The organism is Kosakonia sp. BYX6 (genome assembly GCF_038449125.1).
Lineage (GTDB): Bacteria > Pseudomonadota > Gammaproteobacteria > Enterobacterales > Enterobacteriaceae > Kosakonia > Kosakonia calanthes.
The window spans coordinates 925,469-947,885 of record NZ_CP151800.1 but is presented as its reverse complement, the minus strand read 5'-3'; the positions used below and the strand labels follow the sequence as shown (position 1 = coordinate 947,885).

General features: G+C 55.9%; 17 protein-coding genes. 13 read left to right on the top strand and 4 right to left on the bottom strand.

Features of this window, described 5'->3' with window-relative positions; translation table 11 throughout:
- Positions 1-179: 179 nt before the first annotated feature.
- The 9 genes from AAEY27_RS04470 to oxyR all read left to right on the top strand — a co-directional run bounded on the left by AAEY27_RS04470 (position 180) and on the right by oxyR (position 13,362).
- Entirely contained in the window at positions 180-569 is a 390-nt protein-coding gene (locus tag AAEY27_RS04470) for a hypothetical protein (protein ID WP_342323711.1), read from the top strand.
- 163 nt (positions 570-732) lie between these two features.
- On the top strand, positions 733-2,850 hold the full coding sequence (gene bcsA / locus AAEY27_RS04465) for a UDP-forming cellulose synthase catalytic subunit (RefSeq protein ID WP_342323710.1): 2,118 nt from the start codon (positions 733-735) through the stop codon (positions 2,848-2,850).
- Positions 2,840-5,134 (top strand): cellulose biosynthesis cyclic di-GMP-binding regulatory protein BcsB, encoded by a 2,295-nt coding sequence (gene bcsB / locus AAEY27_RS04460; protein ID WP_342323709.1) that lies wholly within the window; start codon positions 2,840-2,842, stop codon positions 5,132-5,134. The genes bcsA and bcsB overlap by 11 nt, the downstream gene beginning before the upstream one ends.
- Positions 5,131-8,829, top strand: a complete 3,699-nt coding sequence (locus AAEY27_RS04455; protein WP_342323708.1) for a cellulose synthase subunit BcsC-related outer membrane protein — start codon at positions 5,131-5,133, stop codon at positions 8,827-8,829. Before bcsB ends, AAEY27_RS04455 begins: the two co-directional genes overlap by 4 nt.
- 15 nt (positions 8,830-8,844) lie before the next feature.
- Entirely contained in the window at positions 8,845-9,303 is a 459-nt protein-coding gene (gene bcsD, locus AAEY27_RS04450; RefSeq protein WP_200552588.1) for a cellulose biosynthesis protein BcsD, read from the top strand.
- A gap of 45 nt (positions 9,304-9,348) precedes the next feature.
- The gene (locus AAEY27_RS04445) at positions 9,349-10,308 is read left to right on the top strand and encodes a sensor domain-containing diguanylate cyclase (protein ID WP_342323707.1); all 960 of its coding nucleotides are present in this window, start codon (positions 9,349-9,351) and stop codon (positions 10,306-10,308) included.
- 38 nt (positions 10,309-10,346) lie between these two features.
- Positions 10,347-11,276 carry a UTP--glucose-1-phosphate uridylyltransferase GalU gene (gene galU, locus AAEY27_RS04440; protein ID WP_342323706.1) on the top strand — a complete coding sequence of 310 codons (930 nt, stop codon included), beginning with the start codon at positions 10,347-10,349 and terminating at the stop codon, positions 11,274-11,276.
- A gap of 43 nt (positions 11,277-11,319) precedes the next feature.
- Positions 11,320-12,330 carry a glycosyl hydrolase family 8 gene (locus tag AAEY27_RS04435; RefSeq protein WP_342323705.1) on the top strand — a complete coding sequence of 337 codons (1,011 nt, stop codon included), beginning with the start codon at positions 11,320-11,322 and terminating at the stop codon, positions 12,328-12,330.
- Positions 12,331-12,447: 117 nt separating this feature from the next.
- Entirely contained in the window at positions 12,448-13,362 is a 915-nt protein-coding gene (gene oxyR, locus AAEY27_RS04430) for a DNA-binding transcriptional regulator OxyR (protein ID WP_342323704.1), read from the top strand.
- Here the strand turns inward: oxyR and AAEY27_RS04425 are convergent.
- Positions 13,337-13,789: a hypothetical protein gene (locus AAEY27_RS04425; protein ID WP_342323703.1), complete on the bottom strand. Its 453-nt coding sequence runs from the start codon at positions 13,787-13,789 to the stop codon at positions 13,337-13,339. The two genes, oxyR and AAEY27_RS04425, sit on opposite strands and share 26 nt — an antisense overlap.
- 485 nt (positions 13,790-14,274) lie before the next feature.
- On the opposite strand from AAEY27_RS04425, the gene AAEY27_RS04420 reads away from it, so the two are divergent.
- The 3 genes from AAEY27_RS04420 to AAEY27_RS04410 all read left to right on the top strand — a co-directional run bounded on the left by AAEY27_RS04420 (position 14,275) and on the right by AAEY27_RS04410 (position 18,296).
- Complete coding sequence (locus AAEY27_RS04420) at positions 14,275-16,404, top strand: TonB-dependent receptor (protein ID WP_342323702.1); 2,130 nt, start codon at positions 14,275-14,277, stop codon at positions 16,402-16,404.
- Between the two features lie 9 nt (positions 16,405-16,413).
- Positions 16,414-17,418 carry an ABC transporter substrate-binding protein gene (locus tag AAEY27_RS04415; protein WP_342323701.1) on the top strand — a complete coding sequence of 335 codons (1,005 nt, stop codon included), beginning with the start codon at positions 16,414-16,416 and terminating at the stop codon, positions 17,416-17,418.
- A 161-nt stretch (positions 17,419-17,579) separates the two neighbouring features.
- Entirely contained in the window at positions 17,580-18,296 is a 717-nt protein-coding gene (locus AAEY27_RS04410; protein ID WP_342323700.1) for a nitroreductase family protein, read from the top strand.
- Between the two features lie 78 nt (positions 18,297-18,374).
- Here the strand turns inward: AAEY27_RS04410 and AAEY27_RS04405 are convergent, their stop codons facing one another.
- The gene (locus AAEY27_RS04405) at positions 18,375-19,496 is read right to left on the bottom strand and encodes a cupin domain-containing protein (RefSeq protein WP_342323699.1); all 1,122 of its coding nucleotides are present in this window, start codon (positions 19,494-19,496) and stop codon (positions 18,375-18,377) included.
- 65 nt (positions 19,497-19,561) lie between these two features.
- The gene (locus tag AAEY27_RS04400) at positions 19,562-20,494 is read right to left on the bottom strand and encodes a LysR family transcriptional regulator (RefSeq protein WP_342323698.1); all 933 of its coding nucleotides are present in this window, start codon (positions 20,492-20,494) and stop codon (positions 19,562-19,564) included.
- Between the two features lie 103 nt (positions 20,495-20,597).
- On the opposite strand from AAEY27_RS04400, the gene AAEY27_RS04395 reads away from it, so the two are divergent.
- Entirely contained in the window at positions 20,598-21,665 is a 1,068-nt protein-coding gene (locus AAEY27_RS04395) for an SDR family oxidoreductase (RefSeq protein ID WP_342323697.1), read from the top strand.
- A gap of 44 nt (positions 21,666-21,709) precedes the next feature.
- Here AAEY27_RS04395 and AAEY27_RS04390 read toward each other — a convergent pair whose 3' ends face one another.
- Positions 21,710-22,282: a CGNR zinc finger domain-containing protein gene (locus tag AAEY27_RS04390; protein ID WP_342323696.1), complete on the bottom strand. Its 573-nt coding sequence runs from the start codon at positions 22,280-22,282 to the stop codon at positions 21,710-21,712.
- Between the last annotated feature and the right edge of the window lie 135 nt (positions 22,283-22,417).

The window sequence follows — 22,417 nt, the reverse complement described above, 5'->3', positions numbered from 1 at the left end:
AGATACCCTTAATAAGTAGATTCTCATTTATTGTTAACGTCACTTGACCTTAACACGCCGCCACCGACAGTATATGAGGAAATTCTCATTTAAAGCGGATACCTGAGATTTTTTATTGACTGAGTATTCTCCGCTGTTATCACAGCGCGTATTCAACATATCAGAGCCGGGTAATGATTATGTACGATGATTTAGGTTCTTTGGCTGAAAAATTGAAAATGTCCGGTGTCTCTTTCCTGGAAATGAATGAAGAAGAGGGTGCAACCATGCAAGCAGTAACCACAACACCCGTGACCACCGAAATCAGTGACGTGGTGACAGAAGCCGCGATTTCCGTGGCAAGCCGTAAAGACGCCAGCAGCCACGCCAGCGCGCCGGCAAGTGTGCCGACGAACACCCTCGCCTGGCCGAAAAACAGACCGACGCCGGAGCCTGCGCCCCAAGCGTTCAACACACCGGCGAACGGCATCCTCGACAGCGTCGCGGCGATCACGCGCCCGGCGGAAATTGAAATCCGCGAGCGTAACCCGGTACGTCTGGATCAATTATTTACGGTCATCGGCAAATAATCCTGTTGCGCCATGTGAGACGCTCACCGGGTCATTAATAAGCACGACTTCTCATGACCTGCCCATGGGTATGTTTTTCGCGTCATGAATTTTAATTGGTAACCGGGACAGATTCTGTCATGCCGGTATGCCGTTATTCTTTTCTGTGCAAGATGATATAAACATGAAAAAAGTCATCGGAATTTTATTCACGTTGATGCTGCTTTTATTATCGTTGTTGGTGGTTATTACCCCGATGAGTAGCGATAAACAATACCTCTTTGGCCTTAGCGTGATGGCAGCGGTATTTATTCTTGGTCGGTTAAAAAATAAAAAAGCCGTGCTGGCGATGCTGTCGCTTTCCGTGTTGATGTCCACGCGTTATATCTGGTGGCGCGCGACAACGACGCTGCATTTTGATTCGACGGTGGAAATGCTGCTCGGCAGTTTACTGTTTGCGGCAGAAATTTATTCATGGACCATTTTGCTACTTGGTTATATTCAAATGGCGTGGCCACTAGAGCGCCCAATTGCACCCTTACCCACGGATCAATCCACCTGGCCGACGGTGGATATTTATGTCCCTTCTTATAATGAAAGCCTCGACGTCGTGCGTGATACGGTACTGGCGGCGCAGTGCATTGAATATCCGCAGGATAAAGTCAAAGTCTATATTCTCGACGATGGCAAACGCGATGAATTCCGCGATTTTGCCGCCGAAGCGGGCGTCGGCTATATCACGCGCCCGGACAACAACCACGCCAAAGCCGGTAATCTCAACCACGCAATGACCGTCACCCAGGGTGAACTGATCTGCGTGTTTGATTGCGATCACGTGGCGACCCGCGTCTTTTTGCAGGCGACCATCGGCGAGTTTTTCCGTGATGACAAACTGGCGCTGATCCAGACGCCGCACCACTTCTATTCTTTAGATCCGTTTGAGCGCAACCTGACGGCGGCGAAACGCGTGCCGCACGAAGGCGCGCTGTTCTATGGCCCGGTGCAACAAGGCAACGATAACTGGAACGCGACGTTCTTCTGTGGCTCCTGCGCGGTGATCCGTCGCAGCGCATTGAATGAAGTCGGCGGCTTTGCGGTGGAAACCGTCACCGAAGATGCCCATACCGCGCTGAAATTGCAACGTCGCGGCTGGAACACGGCGTTTCTGGATATCCCGCTGGCGGCGGGCCTGGCGACCGAACGCCTGGCGCTGCACGTTAACCAGCGTATTCGCTGGGCGCGCGGCATGACGCAGATTTTCCGTATTGATAATCCGCTGCTCGGACGCGGCCTCAAGTTCACGCAGCGCATTTGCTACCTCAATGCGATGCTGCACTTCCAGTACGGTTTGCCGCGCGTGGTGTTTCTTACCTCGCCGCTGGTGTTTATGTTGTTCAATCTCAACATTATTTCCTCTTCCGCAACGCTGATTTTCGCCTATGTCCTGCCGCACCTGGTGCTCTCCACCATGGTCAACTCGCGCATCACCGGGCGTTACCGTTATGCGTTCTGGGGCGAAATTTACGAAACGGTGATGGCTTTCCACCTGATTTTGCCAACGCTGCTGAGCCTGATTTCACCGCGCCTTGGCAAATTCAACGTCACCGATAAAGGCGATCTGACCGACCGGGACTATTTTGATTCCCACACCGTGCGCCCGTTGATCATCACCACCGTATTGATGGTTGGCAGCATGATTTGGGTGGGCGTGCGCTACTTTATGCAGGATTACGCCGGTATCGACCCGCGCGTCATCCTGTTCAATATCGCCTGGGGGACGTTCAGTACCATTATTCTGCTGGCCTCGATTGCCGTGGCGAAAGAGACCAAACAGATCCGCAAAACCATCCGTATTTATGCCCGCTTACCGGTCACTGTGCTGTTCTCGGATGGTTCGACCATGCAGACCCGTACTTTTGATATTTCCATGGGCGGCGCGCGCGTAGCGCTGGTGAAAGGCGAAGATCTCAGCCACAAAACCCCGGTGCAGATAGATCTGGGGCTGGGCGGTGAAATTGCCCATGTGCCGATTCGCGCGGCGGGAACGGGCGTTGGCGATCTCCGCCTTGAGTTCGACACCTTGCCGCTCGGCGAGCGCCGCAAACTGGTGCGCGTGGTGCTCTCTCGCGCGGATGCCTGGTATCGCCCGCCGCATGCGCCGGATCGCCCGCTGGCGTCGTTTATGGGTATTTTGCAATGCGTGTACGAGCTGTTCTTTGGCCGCAAAAAACCCGCCAATGGTTTCAACAGCAAAATGGCCGTGGTCGCGAAAAAAACGCAAGAGGTTAACAATGCGCTTTAACCCCCTCGCGCTGGCCACGCTGCTGGCCTGTTCGTTTGCCGCATCGGCAGATAACGACGCGCTGCCGGAACTCCCGCTGCCGGTGACGCTGCAAGGGACAACACCCGCGCAGCCGCAGCCTGCAACGGTCAACGCCAGCAATCAAAATATTGCCAACACGCTGAGTTTTGCCGATATGGGTGCCGCCGGTGGGTTAACGCTCTCCGGCCAGCAGTTGCAAAACGGCGTGTCGTTTAATTTGCCAGGCGATCTGGTGATAACGAACGCGCATATCAGCCTGAACGTGCAGGTCAACCGCGGCGATGTTAGCGGAGAAAATCTGCAACTGATGCTTAACGGTCAGCCACTGGGTGCGGTGCCGCTCGATCAACTCCAGCAGGATAAAGGCGCCTGGAACCTGGATGTGCCCGCCTCAATGGTCGCCTCCAGCAATAACCTCAGCTTCCAGTTGAAAACCGGCGACGACATCATCAATAACGCCTGGAGTTGCCAGCGCGCGCTGCCCGCCGATTACAAGGTGACTTTGCAGCCGGAATCGTCGCTCAATTACGAAGGGTTATGGCTGAACGTGCGTAAAACGCTGGGGACTTTCCCGCGCCCGTTCTTCGACACGCGCCAGACCAAAGATCAGGCGTTGAGCATCGCCTACCCGGAAAACCCGGATGCCGATGTGCTGACCGCGTCCGCGATTGTCGCGTCGCAATTCGGCACGCTGAGTAGCGGTAATCCGAGCCGTTTTGATGTGCAGTACAACACCCTGCCCGTGGGTAACGGCATTGTGATTGGCAAGCCCGGCCAGAGCGTGGGCGGTGTGACCATTCCGCCAGGCAACGGTGCGGCATTGCAGGTTATCGACAACCCGCAAAACCCGGCCTACAAGCTGCTGATTATCAGCGGGCATAACGACGCGCAATTGCGCCAGGCGGCGTGGCGTCTGACATTACCGGCGCTGCCGGACAGCGACACCCTGGATGTTCCCGCGCTGAAAGTGGCCCAACGCAACGCGTACGATGCGCCGCGCTGGATCAACACCGAGCGCCCAGTCACGGTGCGTTCGCTGCTGGCCGATGACGGCGCGCTGGTGGCGCACGGCGTCTGGCATGGCGAAAACCGCTTGCCGTTTCGTACCGCGCCGGATCTGTTTTTGTGGGACGGTTCGTCTGTTCCGCTGCACCTCAACTACAGCTTCGCGCAGAAAAACTGGATTGACGATCAAGAGTCGTTCCTCAACGTCAGCTTAAACAGCGAGTTCCTCAAACGTTTGCCGGTGAGCAAAGAAGGTTTGATTGCCCCGCTGCTGGCGACGCTGGGGTTATCTCATCGCCAGCAGAGCGCGGTGGTGAATATCGACCCGCGCGCCATTCTCGGCAGTAATCAGCTGGGTTTCTGGTTTGGCCTGAAAGCGCAGAAAAACGCCCCGTGTAACGCCATGGCGGATGAAAACATTCAAAGCCGCATCGACGGTGATTCGACCCTCGATTTCAGCCGCGCGTGGCACTTTGGCAAGCTGCCGAATCTGGCCTGGTTTAGCGGCGCGATGTTCCCGTTCACTCGCCATGCCGACCTCGCCCACACCGCGGTGCTGATGCCAGCACACCCAACATCAGACGATATTTCGGTGCTGCTGAACCTGATGGCGCAAGCCGGGCACGATACCGGCGTCGCCGCCAATTATCTGCATCTTTTCACCGGCATGCCGGATGAAAGCCAATTGGCGGATAACGATGTGCTGGCAATTGGCAGCCTGGGCAACGGCGAGTTACTCAACCCACTCATGCAAAACAGCGCCTTTTCACTTAACGAAAACACGCTAGAAGTGACCACCGCCAGCGTCGTGAGCCGCATGTTGTCGCTGCTCAGCGGCGACCAGGCGCGCACGGATATGGACGCGGCGGAATACCTCAGCGACAACAATCAGTGGCGCGGTCTGCTGAGCATGCGCTCGCCGTGGAACGCGCAGCGTGTGGTGGTTGTGGCGACCGCCACCGACAGCCACCAGCTGGCATTACTGCCTGCGGATATGACGAAACCGGCATTTTTATCGACCGCCAGCGGCGATTTCACCGCCGTTAGCAACGCGGGCGATGTGCGCAGTTGGCGCGTGGGTGAGCAGTTCACCAGCGGCAACCTGCCCGGTTATATGAAAGTGTTGTGGTTCGCCAGCGAGCACATTTTATGGCTGGTTGTCCTCGCCTGCCTGATTGCCGCGGTCTCCGGCCCGATGTTGTTTAACGTGCTACAGCGCCATGCCCATCAACGCTTGCAGGATAAAACCAAGAAATGACGACGCGTAAACAACTGACGCAGGCCTTTTTGCTCTGTCTGGCGGGTGTTTGCCACCCGGCGGCGGCGGCCGACAGCGTGGATGCCAACGGCAACGATGCCGCCGTGAAAAAGCTGCTGGCGCAGGCCAGCTATTGGCACAGCAAAGCCCACGACGAGATGGCAATGGAAGCGCTGCAAAAAGTGCTGGCGGCGGATGATAAAAACATCGACGCCCTGTATCTGATGGCGCTCTACCAGCTTCAGCAGGGCAATATTCCGCAATCAGAAATCTGGCGGAAAAAGATTGCGGACATCTCGCCGCAAGACCCGCGCCTTAGCGCGTTAAACAGTGCCAATACGCTGCGCAATATTCCGCAGGACAAGCTCAACACCGCGCGTCAGTTGGCGAGCCGTGGGCAGATTAAAGCGGCGATCGCCGCCTGGCGTGCGCTGTTTAACGGCAATCCGCCGCCGGACGACGTCGCGCTGGAGTATTACCAGACGATGGCCGGCGACAGCGCAAGCTGGTCGGAAGCGGTGGCGGCCATGCGCCAGCGGGCCAGCGTGATGCCGGATGATGTGCCGACCAAACAGGCGCTGGCCATGGCGCTGACTTACCAGGAGCCGACGCGCCGGGAAGGGATCGCCGCACTGAGCGAACTCGCGCCGGACGATAAAAGCGCCGACAAAGCGCTGCAACAAGCGCTGCTGTGGCTGGATGCAAAAGCCTCCGATCTTCCGGCGTATAGCGCCTACGCTCAGCGCCACCCGGAAGATAGTGCGCCGATGGATCATTACCGCAAAAGTGTTGAAGGCGATGCGACCAAAGCCGGGTTTGATGCCTTAAACGGCGGGGATTTGGGCGGCGCGAAAGATAAGTTTTCCGAAGCGCTACAAACCCGCGCCAACAACGGCAATGCGCTTGCCGGAATGGGGTATGTCGCACTGCGTCAGAACAACTTCAGCGACGCGGAAAAGTTTCTGCGCCGCGCGTCGCAGGAAGACACCAACAACCCGAATAGCGTGCAGTGGGCAAAAGATGCCGATAACGCCCACTTCTACGGCACGCTGAACCAAGCCCGTAGCCTGAGCCAAAAAGGCAGTTACGATCAGGCGCTGGCGAGCCTTGAAGGCAGCACCGGCAACGATGACAGCCAACAGCAAGCGGCGGATATGCTGCGCGCCGATATTTTGCGCCGCCAGGGAAAACTGCCGCAATCGGAAGAGGTTTATCGTCAACTACTGGCGCAGCGCCCGCAGAACACCGATATCCGCACCGCGCTGTGGTGGGTGCTCAAACAGCAGAATAAACAGGCGGAAGCGGACGCCATGCTGCGTACCCTGCCCGCCAGCCTGCGTACCCGTTATGCCTCCGTCGGCGATAACGGCGATAACGAACGCAAAAACGCGCAGGCCGCGATGCAGGCGGGTAACAACTCACGTGCGATGCAGATTTTGCAGGCGGCGTCGGGAAAATATCCGCAGAACGTCTGGCTACAACTCGACTATGCCCGCGCACTGCGTAAAGCCGGGCAGAAACAGCAGGCCGTTACCGTCATGTCGAACGTGGCGCAGCGTGGCGAAAACAACAAAGAAGCGCTGTACGCCGCCGCGGTGTTCGCCGCAGAAGACAACGACTGGTCGCGCGCGCAAAGCCTGTTAGCCCGCGCGCCGCGCAGCCAGCACAGCGCCGATATGACCGCGTTAAACACCCGCGTGCAGAATAACCAGCAAATGGATATCGCCCGCAACTATTTGCGCCTCGGTAATATTCCCGCCGCGCGTAACTCGCTGCTGGCGCTGCAACGCACCCCGCCGCAAACGCCGGTGGATGTCGGCCGCCTCGCCGAACTGTTAATGCAAAGCGGCGACAGCATGGGCGCATTGCAACTGGTGCGTGAAAACCAGGCGCAGGGACTGCACGGTTCCCTGGTGGATTACGCCGGGCAGATCCGCGTGTTCAACCAGGCCGGGCAGTTTGCCGAAGCGGAAAGCCTGCTGAATGCGCCGACGCTGCAAAACGGCACCAGCCAGCAAGAGGTCAACGCCATTCGTACCGGCAACCTGATTGCCCGCGCCGATCGCCTGCGCGAGAAGGGGCAAATCGGCAGAGCGTGGAGCCTGCTGATGCCGGAGTTGCAGAGCAACCCGACCAATACCGATCTGCTGCTGGCGGTGGGTCGCGTTTACCAGGCCGATCATATGGATGAGAAAGCCACCGAAATCTACCAGTACGTGCTGCGCAAATCCCCGCGCGATAAACAAGCGCTGACCGGCATCGTCAACCTTGCGCTGGCACGCGGTGATAATGACGCCGCGCGCCGGGCGTTCTCCTCGCTGGAAACCAGCCAGGACGCGGATTACATGCTGCTGGCAGCTCGCGTTGCCGCCGCCAATGGTGAAAACCAGCGCGCAATGTCGCTGCTGCGCACCGCGCAGTGGCGCGTGCAACAGGGGGATGACAGCGACAACGACGAGCTGAGTTCCGTCATATCGCTGCCGTCGCCGACGCGCCAGGCGCAACTGACGGCGATGAGCGGTATCAACACCCTGATGCGCGACTTGCAGGAAAAGAGCGCCACCTGGACCCGCGCGGGGGTGTCGCTGCGCAGCCGCAATGGCGAGTCTGGCCTCGGCGCGTTGGATGAAGTGCAGGCGCCGCTGATCCTCTCCGGCGCGATTGGCGACAGCGCGCGTTTGAGCCTGAACGTGACGCCGGTGTCGCTGAATGCGGGTGAAATGTCCGGCGAAGCAGCGAATCGCTTTGGTTCCGGGGCGCTGGATCATGCGGCGAAACTGGCTGAAGCCGCCGCCAGCACCAGCACGACAACCACCTCGACCAATGCGGATTCGCAGGGCGGCCAGCAGGCGAACGGCGTGGCGGCAAGCCTCAGCCTGAGCGGTGATCACTACAAGCTGGATGTTGGCAGTACGCCGACCGGCGGCGAGTTCACCCGCCTGGTCGGCGGTGTTGAATGGAGCCCGCAACTGACACAGAACAGCTCGTTGAACCTGAAAGCGGAGCGCCGCGCGGTCACCGACAGCCTGCTCTCATACGTCGGCGTAAAAGATAAAAGCACCGGCGAAAGCTGGGGTGGCGTGACGCGCAACGGCGTGTCGGCGCAGTTAGCGTGGGATAACGAGTTGGTCGGTCTGTACACCCGCCTCGGTTTTGACACCTTTATCGGAACGAATGTGCCGACCAACCATTCGGTTTCGGCGCAGGCGGGCAGTTATCTGCGTCCGTGGAAAACCGCCGACAGCGAATTGAAAGTGGGCGTCAACGTCAACTACATGAACTTCGACCGCAACCTGAGCTACTACACCGTCGGCCAGGGTGGCTATTTCAGCCCGCAGGATTTTATGGCGGTGTCGCTGCCGGTGACGTTGACGCGCCATCTTAACGACTGGGATCTGACGCTGAATGGCGCGGTGGGTTACCAGTCTTATAAACAAGATAAGAGCGATTACTTCCCTGGCCACGCCAGCCTGCAATCGCAGTTAGACAGTTACGCCAGCGACGATGACGATGTGGACGCGGTCTACAAAGCCACCTCGAAAAACGGCATTGGCTACACGCTGGGCGTGGATGCGCGTTACCACCTCAGCGACAACCTGGCTCTGGGCGCAAACCTGGGCTATGACACCTTCGGCAGTTATAACGAAGGCAAAGCGTTGTTTTATTTCAAATATTACGTCGATCAAGACAAATAACCCGTGGGATACAAGATGTTTAGCAATCAGGACACTTACTTACAACGCAATTATCAGGCTGGCTGGCATGACCTGGTGTATCTGTTTTTTAACGAATACACCGAAGGCCGGGGCGATAAAGATCCCGATGCCTTAAGACGTATCGGCCAGATGATGGCCCAGTGGTATCCCATTGATAGCGCTGCCACCGTCAGCGAACTGGAAGCGAGCATCAACCGGGTGCTGGAGTTGTTCAACTGGGGCTTTGTGAAAATGGCGCCCGCCCAGCGCGAGCTGATTTTGCTGCACTGCGCCTGGCCGCACGCGCCGGAGTACCGCGATGAAGCGGGTTGGCGTCGCGCCAGTGCTTATGTGCTGGAAGGCGCGTATTCCCAGTGGCTGGTTTCACAGGGCGCAGGCAACCAGGTGCCGGTCCGCTGGAAAGATAACGCGACAGAAGATGTATTGATTTTCCGTTACGCCATCGGCGAGTAATTCGCAAAGGCATGACTTCTCTATATCTACGATCAGGTGACCATAATGCTTAATGAAATCATGGTTTCAGGAAGGAAACTTGAAATCGAAGCCGTTAATTATATGGAGGATAATGCCTTTGTTTCCCTGGTTCTCGACACGTCCGGGCGGCTTATTCACGCCAGCCCGTTTTTCTACCAACTCACCGGCTTCACGCCGGATGAGGTAGCAGGCCAGGTCTTATTTCAGTCGCCCGATGAAAGCGTTTCTATTTCGTTATTGATGGCGATAAATAGCGCGAAAAGTTCCGGCGATAATTGGCAAGGAGAAATATCGCAACGCAAAAAAAATGGTGATGTTATCTGGCTCGACACCCGCTTAATGCCGAAGCGGGATGACAATGGGGAAATTTTTGCCTTTATTTTGTTGGGCTTTGATATTACCCGGCATATGGCGATCCGCGAGAAATTACATTTTCGCGCCCACAATGATGCATTAACCAAAACCCTTAACCGCCAGGGTTACTACATTCGCAGCCGAAAAAAAATCCGTGCCGCCAACGCGCGCGACGCACAGATTGTGGTGGCGATTCTCGATCTCGATAACTTCAAAAATATTAATGACGATCTGGGGCATGCCGCAGGCGATGAGGTGTTGCGGTGTTTTATCAGCCGGGTTAAGCAGTGTATTTCCCGCACGACCTTACTGGGACGACTCGGCGGCGATGAGTTCGCCCTCACCTATATAGACGGCGTCGACGAAACGGCGGGCCGGGGCGTATTGCAATTGATTGTTGAAGCCACCCGCCAGCCGATGTATTTGCACTATTTACAACAAACCGTGGCGTTATCGGTCAGTATTGGCGTGGCCAGTTATCCCGAACACGGAACGAATTTTTCATCCATTTTGAAAGCGGCCGATACCGCCCTTTATAAAGTGAAGGCGCGCGGCGGTGATAATTATATTAACTACCAGGTTCCTGGCCTTAATGAATCGGGTAGCGTCATCAACAGCGTTGTTTGTTGATATTTAAACAGCAATAAATCAATAACAGGAATATAGGTATGTTAAAGGCTGTAATTCCCGTAGCGGGTCTCGGTACGCGTATGCTCCCGGCAACGAAAGCGATCCCCAAAGAGATGTTACCAATTGTCGATAAGCCGCTGATTCAATATATCGTGCAGGAGTGTTACGCCTGCGGGATCCGTGAAATCGTGCTGGTAACGCACTCGTCTAAAAACGCGATCGAAAACCACTTCGATACCTCTTTCGAACTGGAGTCACTGCTGGAGTCCCGCGTGAAAAACCAGTTGCTGGAAGAAGTGCGCACCATCTGCCCGGCGGGCATGAAAATTATGCACGTGCGCCAGGGCCACTCCAAAGGCCTCGGTCACGCGGTGCTGTGCGCAGAGCCGCTGATCGGCGACAACGATTTTGTGGTGCTGCTGCCGGACGTGCTGATCGACGACAGCCAGTGCGACCTGGCGCAGGATAACCTGGCGGCGATGATCAACCGCTTCACCACCACCGGCGCCAGCCAGTTGATGATTGAGCGCGTTAACCACGAAGACGTTTCCCGTTATGGCGTGGTCGATTGCGGCGGCGACAACCTGCCTGCCGGTGGTTTTGGCAACGTGCTGGGCATGGTGGAAAAACCGGCCGTTGATGACGCGCCGTCAGACATGGCGGTGGTTGGGCGGTATGTGCTGTCGAAAGAGATTTGGCCTTTGCTGCGTAAAACGCCGATCGGTGCCGGGGGGGAAATCCAACTGACCGACGCCATCGCCATGCTGCTGGCGCGTTCGCCGGTTGAAGCCTATGCCCTGACCGGCAAGTCTCACGACTGCGGCGACAAGATTGGCTATATGAAAGCGTTTGTCGAATATGGCCTGCGCCATGCCGCGACCGGCGAAGCGTTCCGCCAATGGCTGCAATACGAATTGGTGAAATCGCCTGCGCAGCAAGCCGCTTTGCGTATTGCTGAAACCGTTTAACACCTGACAGCGCCACTGCCTTATCTTTACAACAGGAAAACTCATGTTAAGAACCACCTGGCTCATGCCATGCCTGCTGCTGTCGCTGGCAATGAGTACGTTTTCAGCCCGCAGTCAGGACCCTAACTGGGTGCTGTTTAAACAGAATTACCTGAGCCAGGATGGCCGCATTGTTGACCATGAAAATGGCGATATCAGCCATTCGGAAGGTCAGGGATATGGCATGTTACTGGCGGTGATGAATGACGATCCCGCCACATTTGAGAAAATGTGGCGCTGGACGCGTAATACCTTATTACGCCCGTCACTCTGGCTATTTGCCTGGCGTTATGATCCGAAGGAACACAAAGTGACCGACGATAATAATGCCAGCGATGGCGATACGCTTATTGCGTGGGCTTTATTACTGGCCGGAAATAAATGGCACGATCAGAGTTATCTCACCGCGTCGGGCAATATTCAGGACGCGTTAATTAATTGCCTGATTATTGAACAAGATTCCACCACGTTACTGTTACCAGGCTTGCGCGGTTTTACCAAAGATGACGGTTATATTATCAACCCCTCTTATTTTGTTTTCCCGGCCTGGGACAGTTTCTGGCAGCAGCGACATAACGCTATTTGGTTGAAACTTAAGAAATCGAGCCTCGAATTGCTCAATAAAGCGCGTTTCGGTCGCCGCCAGCTGCCCAGTGACTGGATTTTTGTTAAGAATAATGGTGAAGTCATGCCTGCCGAAAATTGGCCGGCGCGATTTAGTTATGACGCAATTCGTATTCCGCTTTATTTAAGCCTTAGCGATGCGCAGCCACATTCGATGGATAATTTCCGTCACTTTTGGGCGAATTACGCCCGCAGCAATACGCCCGCGTGGGTGGATGTTTTAAATGATGGACAAGCGAGTTACGCCATGTCCGACGGCATCCTGGCGGTGCGTGATTTAACGATGGGTGATTATCAGCAAATGGAGACCGCGTTGCGACCGGGCGAAGGTTATTATTTGTCCGCGTTGCACATGTTGTCGTTATTTGCGGTGTCGTTAAAAACGCATTAGGGGTTCTACACAGTAGTGACCGGCGCGGGATGGCGCAGGTGTCTGGCAGGAAGCCCTGATAGGGTAATAAATAATAAAAACCATCAAATCTCATGTGCAGGCATGAGGGGGAACACAATGAACATCCGTAATCTTGAGTATCTTGTCGCCCTGGCAAAGCACCGGCATTTTCAGCGTGCAGCCGAAGCCTGTAATGTCAGCCAGCCAACGCTCAGCGCCCAATTACGCAAGCTGGAAAACGAGCTTGGTTTACAGTTGCTGGAGCGAACCACGCGCAAGATCCGCTTTACGCAAACCGGGCTTCGGCTGGTAGAGCAAACTCAGGTGGTGCTGCGGGAAATTGAAGCGCTGAAAAATATGGCCAGCAGCAGCCATTATCAGAGCCTGATGCAAACGCTGGATATCGGTATTATTCCGACGCTGGCACCCTATATTTTTTCCCATCTCAACACGGTATGCCGCGAGAACTTCCCGGAAATCGAACTGGAAATTCACGAAGCGCAAACGAATCAGTTACTGAATATGCTGGAGTCCGACGCGATTAAATGCGCGATTGTCACCTCCAATAAAGACACCAGTAAATATGTTGAACTGCCGCTGTTCGATGAGCCGCTGGTACTGGGCGTCAGCCACCAGCACCCCTATTCGCGCATGAACGAAATCGATATGGGGCATCTGAAGAACAACAAAATATTGATGTTGGATGACGGTAACTGTCTGCACAGCCAGGTGCTGCGTTATTGCTACCAGTTTGAACTGGAACCAGACTCGCGTTTTGTGGCGATGCACCTTGAAACGTTGCGCCGTGGTGTGGCGTTTAATCGCGGTGTTTCATTCTTCCCGTTGCTTTCAACACAGCAAGGCGGTAATGACAATATTCGTTATATTCGCTGCGTAAGCCCGGAGCCGAAGCGCAAAGTGGTGTTGATATTTCATCGCAGCGATCCGATGCGTAAGAAATATGAAATTCTGCGTAACACCATCTCCCGTTATATGGAGCGTTATCTTATCGACTATAACGCGATGGCGTAATTTCCCCGCGCGGTGCACAAAGACAGGTCGCGGAAGTCTTTCCCTTTTCACGGCAATCATGCAGCGGCATGGTTGCCGTTTTTTTCATCAGCGCCTGCATAATCCCCTCCGGCAAAACCGTGCCGCGATGGTACAACTCTTCAATATTCAGCCAGAGCGTCACCAGCATAATGGTGTAATCGGCAATCTCTTCAGGTAACTCGGCCATAAAGGGGAAGTGCGCCAGCAGTTGCTGCTTATCTTCAGACGTGACAACACCGTGGTGATACGGCGCAGAAAGCAGGTGATACGCGTATGGTTCGCCAACCGCAGATGCCCAGGATAAACGGACGGCCATGGTTTTCACAAACGGCGGGATCGCGGCGGGTTGTTCCAACAACGGGTCCGGGTGCACAGGAAGACCGTTATTGTACGCATCTGCTTTCATTTTGTTCCTTAATGACTGAGGTCCGGGGTGCTGAGTTATATTTATCGACTGGTCTGAAAAATCCTTTAGCAATATTATTTAAAATAGAGAATAAACTGAAAACGATCCATAAAGAATGTCTGAAATGTTCAAATTTTTCTTATAAAGCAAAAGGTTATTTCATGTTCAATTATTGATGATATCGATCTAAATTAGCGTTTTTCATTTATTTTATAAATTAAACTAACCTTCAGAAGAATATTGTTAAATATATTTTCCCGTAAATTAACCACTCTCGCGAAAACGACGCCTTATGGGGGAAATTCGCCCAGCATGGAATCACACCGTGCGCTAAAGCGCACAAATAGCCAAGTCGATGTATATTGATTTATACAACGAATGTATGTTTTATTGTCATACAAATTAAAAAGATAACTGTCCCCTGCCTCGATGGCGGCCCATAACAGCCCGTCTCTTTTTCACTGGCTACGATTCAAATCATAATCATGTTCACCGATAAAAAAGTTCTGCCCCTGACCATGGGGATGCTCACCTTTTCGTCTTTACTGACCGCGCCGCTGGCGCACGCTGAAGATACCGTGGTGGTCACCGCCGCGCCGCAAAAACAGACGCTGGATCAAAACCCGCCCGCCGGGCAGCAGCAGGCGACGGTTGGCAACCTCGGCAAACGCGCCGTTTTGGATACGCCGGTTTCCATGCAGACCGTTTCCAGCAGCGTGATTAACCACCAGCAATTAAGCAGCATCAAAGATGTTTACCGCTATTTGCCTGCCGTTCAGGGCGATGGCGCGCGCCCGCAAACGCGCGGGATGCAAGGCAGCGTGGTACAAAACCATCTGCTCGACGGCCTGAACGCGGTGTCAACCACCGAGTATCCGGCAGAGCAGGTCGAACGTGTCGAAGTGCTTGATGGACTGGCGGGTTCACTGTACGGCCCCGCTAACCCGGCAGGCATGTTTAACCTTGTGTCGAAACGCCCGACCGATGTGCCGTTACACCGCGTAACCGTGGGCGCTGGCACCGGCAGCGGCGCGTTGACGTCGATGGATTTCAGCGGCCCGCTGGATAGCGGCGACCGGGTAAAATACCGCCTCAACCTGCTCAATGAAGAGGGGCACAACTACACCCACGGCAGCCGCAACCGCCGCCAGTACGCCGGGCTGGGGATGGATTTTCAGTTGACCGATCGCACGGTGCTGGAAAGCAATATCAGTTACTACCATTACTACGCCAAAGGCTTGCCGGGCACGTTTGCGCTGGCGAAAGGCACATCTTTCCCCGCCGCAGTCGATCCGACCAACAGCAAATACGGCCAAAGCTATGCGGGCAATGATGATCACACCACCACCGCCAGCCTGCATCTGAAGCATGATTTCGACGGCAACTGGCTGTTGGATCTTGGCGTGTTGCGCCAGATTGCCGATCGCGAATCGACAGCGGTGACCAATACGCTGACCGACAATCAAGGTCATTACACCACCACCACCTCGAACTCCACCGCCAGCCGTTTTACCATCACCAGCTATCTGGCGAACCTGACCGGCCATGTTGATACCGGCTGGCTGGGTCACGATCTCACGGCGGGTGTGCGCGGGTTTGTGTGGAAGAACTACAACCCGGTAAACGGCGGCACGCAGACGCTGGGCTCCGCGTCGCTGGATAACCCGCAAACTTTCGCCAAACCGGATTACCCGGATTACATCCACCGTTACCACTCCGCCAGTGCCACTCAGCACGCGTTTCTGCTGAGCGATACGCTGACCTTCACGCCGCAATGGAGCATGTTGCTTTCCGGCAGTGAAAACCTGCTGACGGTCGATAACTACAGCAAAGCGGGCGCGCAGACCAGCAGCAGCGAGGATAGCGGCGCCAGCGGTTCTGCCAGCCTGATGTACAAGCCGCTGGAGAACGTCACGCTTTACACCACCTGGGCCAACAGCCTGCAACAGGGTGACACCGCGCCGAGCGGCGCCAGTAATGCGGGCGCGATCCTGTCGCCGTATCGCAGCAAGCAGATTGAAGTGGGCGCGAAATACGCCCCGACCCGCGATCTGCTGTTAACGGCAGCGCTGTTCGAGGCCAAACGTCCGTTCGCTTACACCAATGACGATGGGGTTTACGCGCAGGATGGCACGCAGAAAAACCGCGGTATCGAACTGATGGCCGACGGACACGTGACGGACGATTTGCGCCTGCTCGGCGGCGCAGTCTGGTTGGATCCGCGTCTGCATGACACGGCAAGCTCGACCACCGACAGCAAGCAGATTGTCGGTTTGTCGCGCTTTACCGCCAACATGCTGGCGATTTACAGCATTCGCCAGTTGCCGGGTTTGGATGTTGACGCAGGTGTGCACTACGCCGGACGTCGCGCCACCGATAACACCAACGAGGGTTGGGTTAGCGGCTATACCACTGTCGATGTTGGCAGCAGCTATCACACGCGGATGTTCGGAACCGGCACCACCTTCCGCCTGGCGGTCACCAACCTGACCGATCGCCATTACTGGACCAACATTGTGCCCGGCGGCCTGAACGGTTACACCGGCGCGGGTTACGCCAGCGCACAGCTCGGCGCGCCGCGTGAAGCGCAACTCACTATGCAAATTGACTTTTAAGGAGCCCGCATGAAAGCCCGTGTTCTGTTGCTCTGTGCCTGGCTGGCCTTTCCGGCGCTGGCGGCACGCCAGGTGGTGGACGATGCCGGAAACCCGGTCGCGGTGCCCGATCAGGTGACACGCATCGCCGATGCCTGGTTTGCGCACCATTCGGTGCTGATGACGCTCGGCGCGGGAAGCAATATTATCGCCACCGTTAATCATCCGGCCGATCGCCCGTGGATGTTCAAGATAAACCCGGCGCTCAACAAGGCGCTGCAAATCAAGGGCATCTCGTTTAATAGCGAAGCGTTGCTGGTGCGCCAGACCGATGTGATTTTCGTTTCGAAAGGCAACCCGGATGTGGCGGCCTATCGCCAGGCAAATATTCCGGTGCTGGAGATGGCGTTTACCGACTATCCGTCGCTGGAACATTCGGTCAAGGCCACCGCCGATGTGCTGGGCACAGCGCAGGCGCAAAAACGGGCGGCGGAGTATATCCGTTACCTGGAAGAGAACGTGGCGGCGGTGCAGAGTAAAACGGCATCGCTCAGCGAGCAGCAACGCCCGTCAGTGCTGCATATCCAGTCGCTTAACCCGTTGAAAGTCGATGGCAGTAACACGCTTATCGATACATGGATTCGGCTGGCGGGCGGTAAAAACGCCGCTGGCAGTATCAAAGGCAATATGAAAGAGGTATCGCCGGAGAGGGTACTGGCGTGGCAGCCGGATGTGATTATTCTCGGCCAGGGCTGCGGCGATCTCGCGCAGTCGCGCTATGGGCAGCTCTTTAGCGGGCTGAAAGCGGTTAAAGCGGGCAACGTGTGGCAAAACCCGGCGGGTGTGTTCCCGTGGGATCGTTACGGTACTGAAAGCGCGTTGCAGATCCAGTGGGCGGCGCACATGCTGCACCCGGAACTGTTTGGCGACACGGATATGGTGACGCTGACGCGCGATTTTTACCGCCGCTTTTTCGATTACCCGCTGAATCGCAACGACGCCGGGCGCATTCTGCACGGCCAGCCGCCCGCCTGATTTTTCTCCCCAAGATAAGCAACGCCCTCCCCCGAGAGGGCGTTTTTTTGCGAGCAAATACCGTGTTTTATTTCATCTATTTGAGGGATCGCGTTTGCGCTGGCTGTGTTCTGATAACGCCTGTACCCACAACGTTGTCGCACACGACAGGAACAGTATTCATGGATCCTTTTCAGCAAATATTGAAGTCCACCCTCGCCCGCACGGATGCCGCGCCGCAAGCCGCCGTACCGCAGACGTTGCTGGAAACCGCGTTACAGCCGCAGCTACCCACCGTTGTCGCAGACGATTTTCTTTCCCTCGCTAAAGCGCGGCGCACCATTTATACGCTCGGTAAAGATCTGCCGGTTGGCGAAGAGGAGGTGATTGCGACCATCAAAGAAGCGATCCGCCAGGCACCGTCGGCGTTTAATTCGCAAAGCTCGCGCGCGCTGATCCTGCTCGGTAAAGAGCACGATCGTTTTTGGGAACTGGTGCGCGAGCAACTGCGTAAAGTGATCCCGGCGGAGAATTTTCATGCCACCGCCGATAAGCTGGATGGCTTTGCCGCCGCGGCCGGATCGGTGTTGTTTTTTGAAGATCAGGAAGTGGTCACGCACTTACAACGCCAGTACATCGCTTATGCCGATAATTTCCCGATTTGGTCAGAACAAAGTAGCGGCATCGCCCAGTACGCCGTGTGGCTGGCGCTGGCGGAGAAGCACATTGGCGCGAACCTGCAACATTACAATCCGTTGATTGATCTGGATGTACGCGCGACGTGGAATATCCCGGAAAGCTGGAAGCTGCGCGCGGAGATGAATTTCGGCAATCTCATCGCCGCCGCCGATGAGAAGACGTTCATTGACGACGATAAGCGGTTTATTGTCGCCAGGTAATTCGAACGTAGGCCCGATCAGAACGTAGGCCGGATAAGCGTCAGCGCCATCCGGCGATCACCACCCGGCCAACAATTTTTACTCGTTAAAATACCAATAACCCTGGTTAACCAGGTCGGTCAGCTCCTGCGCAAAGGCCGGGTTATCCAGCGCGTTGCCCAGTTCTTTATGACCAATAATGGTGTAGCGACACAGCGCGTCGGCGGCTTGCGGATCGGCGGTTTCCAGACATTCGCTGTTAATAAAGAAGCTGTCGCCAATATGCAGCACGCGCAGCCCGCTAAGGCGGGTCAACACTTGCCCCTCTTTTAGCGCATCCACAATGTCTTCGACCTGGTAATCATCCGGCTCCGGTGCAATGTCCAACTCGTGGCGCGGCGTGGTGATAAAGCTGCCAAACCACTGCGTGAAATGCTCTGGCTTGCTTATCATCTCGATCATCATGTTGCGTACGCGCTCCAGCTCATACTCTTCCACCCGGCCCGGATGCTCGCGGCAGGTCAAATCCGGATCGCTGTAATGCTCGCCGCCCAGATCGTTTTCCAGCGCGTAATCGGCAAAGCTGCTGATCAAATCGCGGCCGTTTGGCCCACGGAAACCGATCGAGTAGTTGAACGCTTCTTTATGGGTAAAACCGTCGTGCGGAAATCCTGGCGGAATATAGAGAATGTCGCCCGGTTCCAGATCTTCATCAATGATCGGCGGGAATGGATCGACATGCAGCAACGCCGGATGCGGGCAGAACTGACGCATCGGCAGCTTATCGCCCACGCGCCAGCGGCGGCTGCCCATGCCCTGAATAATAAACACATCGTATTGATCGATATGCGGACCAACGCCGCCGCCCGGTACCGAGTAAGAGATCATCAGGTCGTCAAAACGCCACTCTGGCAGCACGCGAAACGGCTTCACCAGTTCGGCGGACGGCGCATGCCAGTGGTTAACCGCCTGTGCCAGCAGCGACCAGTTGCTTTCGCCTAAGTGATCAAACGCTTCAAACGGACCATTCCACGCCTGCCATTGGCCATTCACATGGCTGACAATACGGCTGTCGACTTCCGGCTCCATCGCCAGGCCAGCCAGTTCGTCGGGAGTTATCGGGTCAACAAAATTTGGAAATGCGCCTTTCAGAACAACGGGTTGCTTTTGCCAGTACTTTTCAAAAAATTCCGGCCAGTTGAGGTTGAGTTGGTAAGCCATAGGTCCACACCAGTGAGAAGGGAAACGGGGCAGATTATAAAGAGGATGCGAACCTGCCCGCCTTGTCATTGGTCAAGGGCGCGTGCTGCGAGCGGCGGCGAAATCGTCAATTGGCTGAGCGCGTTCAGTAGTGCATCGACCTTGGGCAGCAACTGTTTGCGCCTCGGCCAGACCAGCGTCAACGCCAGCCCTTCTGGCTGGTGCTGCGGCAAAATGACCGCCAGTTCACCGCGCTGCAACTGCGCATGCACCAGCCAGGTCGGCATTTGCCCGACGCCCAACCCGGCGCAAATCGCCTGCACTTGCGCATCGACATCGCCCAGCGCCATGCGGTATGGCACGTTTCGCCAGTCGGGATGGCCGTCAGCGGTGGTCAACAGCCAGGGTTTGCTGCTGCCATCGACCCGCTCGTAGAGAATGGCCTGGTGTTGCATCAGTTGCGCTTCGTCTTGCGGCGTCCCTTCACGTTTCAGGTATTCCGGCGAGGCGCAAAAGACCATCTTCTCGCGGCCAATATGTCGACATCCCAGCGAAGCAGGCAGATCGGCGGGCTGCCCGATGCGCACGGCAACATCGATCCCCTCTTCAAACAGGTCAACAAACCGATCGGAAAAGGTGAGGCTCAGATCGATTTCCGGATGATGCTGACAAAAAGGGATCAGCAGCGGCATCACGCCCAGCCGCCCATAGGTGTTGGGCACCGCCAGCCGCAAGCGTCCGGAAGGGATCGTGCGGTGCGCGGCGAGCACCGATTCGGCTTCCGCCAACTCTTCAAGGATACGGATACAGGTTTGGTAGTACGCCTTTCCGGCGTCGGTCAATTCCAGGCGGCGCGTGGTGCGCTCCAGCAAGCGCGATCCCAGCCGCGATTCAAGGCGGCTGATGCTTTTGCTGATCGCCGAACCGGTAAGATGCAGACGCTCCGCCGCCGCAGTAAAGCTCCCCTCTTCTACACTTGCAACAAAAGGGACGATGTCTTTCAGGCGTTGATCGCTCATAGCATTCATGAATTGAGGTTGAGAATGATGTGAATTAATACCAGAGATAAGAAATAAATTCTCTATTAGTCTGTGTCTCATCTGATCACAGGAGGTCTCTCTCATGCAAAAACGCGCATTAATTGTCGGTATCAGCGGCGTCATTGGCCGCGCGCTGGCGGAAAAACTGAAAAGTGAAGGCTGGGATGTTAGCGGCCTGTCGCGCGGGCGCGGTGCCATCCCGGAAGGTTGCACCAGTCTGACGGCGGATCTGACCGACGCGGCGGCGGTGACCGAGGCGCTAAAAGACGTCAACGTCGATGCGCTGTTTTTTAGCGTTTGGTCGCGCCAGGAAAATGAAAAAGCCAATATTCGCGTTAACGGCGCCATCGTGAAAAACGTGATTGACGCGCTGGGCGAGCGGCTGACGGGCGCGCATGTCGCGCTGGTCACCGGCTTGAAACATTACCTCGGCCCGTTCGAAGCGTACGGTAAAGGCGCGGTGCCGGTGACGCCGTTTCGTGAAGAACAGGGTCGCCAGCCGGTCGATAACTTCTATTACGCGCAGGAAGATGAAGTGTTCGCCGGGGCGAAAAAATATGGCTACCGCTGGAGCGTTCATCGCCCGCACACCATTATTGGTTACGCGCTCGGCAACGCCATGAACATGGGTCAGACGCTGGCGGTCTACGCCACGCTGTGCCGTGAAAAAGGCTGGCCGTTTATTTTCCCCGGCTCACCCGAGCAGTGGAACGGCGTGTGTGATGTCACCGACGCAAATTTGCTGGCGGAACAACTGAGCTGGGCGACGCAAAGTGACAATGCGGCCAATGAAGACTTCAACGCGGTGAATGGCGATGTTTTCCGCTGGAACTGGTTGTGGCCGCGCATTGCGGCGTATTTCGGCATTGAAGCGGCGGCATTCCCGGCAAGCATGATGCCGTTGGAAGGCCGGATGCAGGACGCGCAGGCCGCATGGACGGAAATTGCGCAGAAGTACAATTTGCGCGAGGCGGACATCAGCAAACTGGCCTCCTGGTGGCACACCGATGCGGATCTCGGTCGCCCGATGGAAGCCTTTACGGATATGAGCAAGAGCCGCAAAGCGGGCTTTACCGGTTATCGCTACTCGCCGGATTCCTTTACCGCGCTGTTCGATCGGTTGAAACAGGAAAATATCATCCCGCGTTAATCGAGAAAATGCCCGGAGGCGCACTGCTTTCGGGCACATTTATGTCAGCTTTTTGCCCGGAAGCGGGCGACTTTTGCCCGGTTGCCGCACAGCGCCATGCTGCACCAACGGCGGCGATGCGCTTTGGTTTTATCGTAAAACCACAGCGTGCAATCCGGGTGTTCGCATTGGCGGATGTATTCAAACTGCCCTTGCGCGATAAGTTCTGCCGCCATTTCCGCGACCGGCGCCAGCGCCCGCTGCGGTGTATCCACCTGGAAAATACGTTGGATTTTCACCACGCCATCATCATCTTGCGTCAATTGCAGATGGCTTTGCGCCTGCACCAGCCATGCGTTGAGCTTTACCAATGATACCGCTTTGCCCTGCTTTTTCTCTTCCACAACTTCGCGGATGATTTCGCGCAGTTTGCGCGCAGATGCAAGGAGTTCGCCCGGTTTTCCCGGCACGTTTACCTGCAACCCGAGATGGCGCAGCCACTGCATAACATCCTCGTCGGACTGCAAAAAGTCATGCTGGCCTTTTTCCGCCCTGGCCAGCGTATTGATAAAGTCCAGCGCGCTATGTTCCGCGATAAACCACGGGCCGTCCGGGTTTGTTGATGCTGTTGTCGCCATGATTTCCCCCTCTTACTTTGCATCGCTGGCGCATTGTAACCTATAAAATAAGTTTTACACAGTTACATTCTTTCGCCATACTCGATTTAGATGTAACCCTATAAAACACACTTTAACGGTTTCAAAAGAGGTATT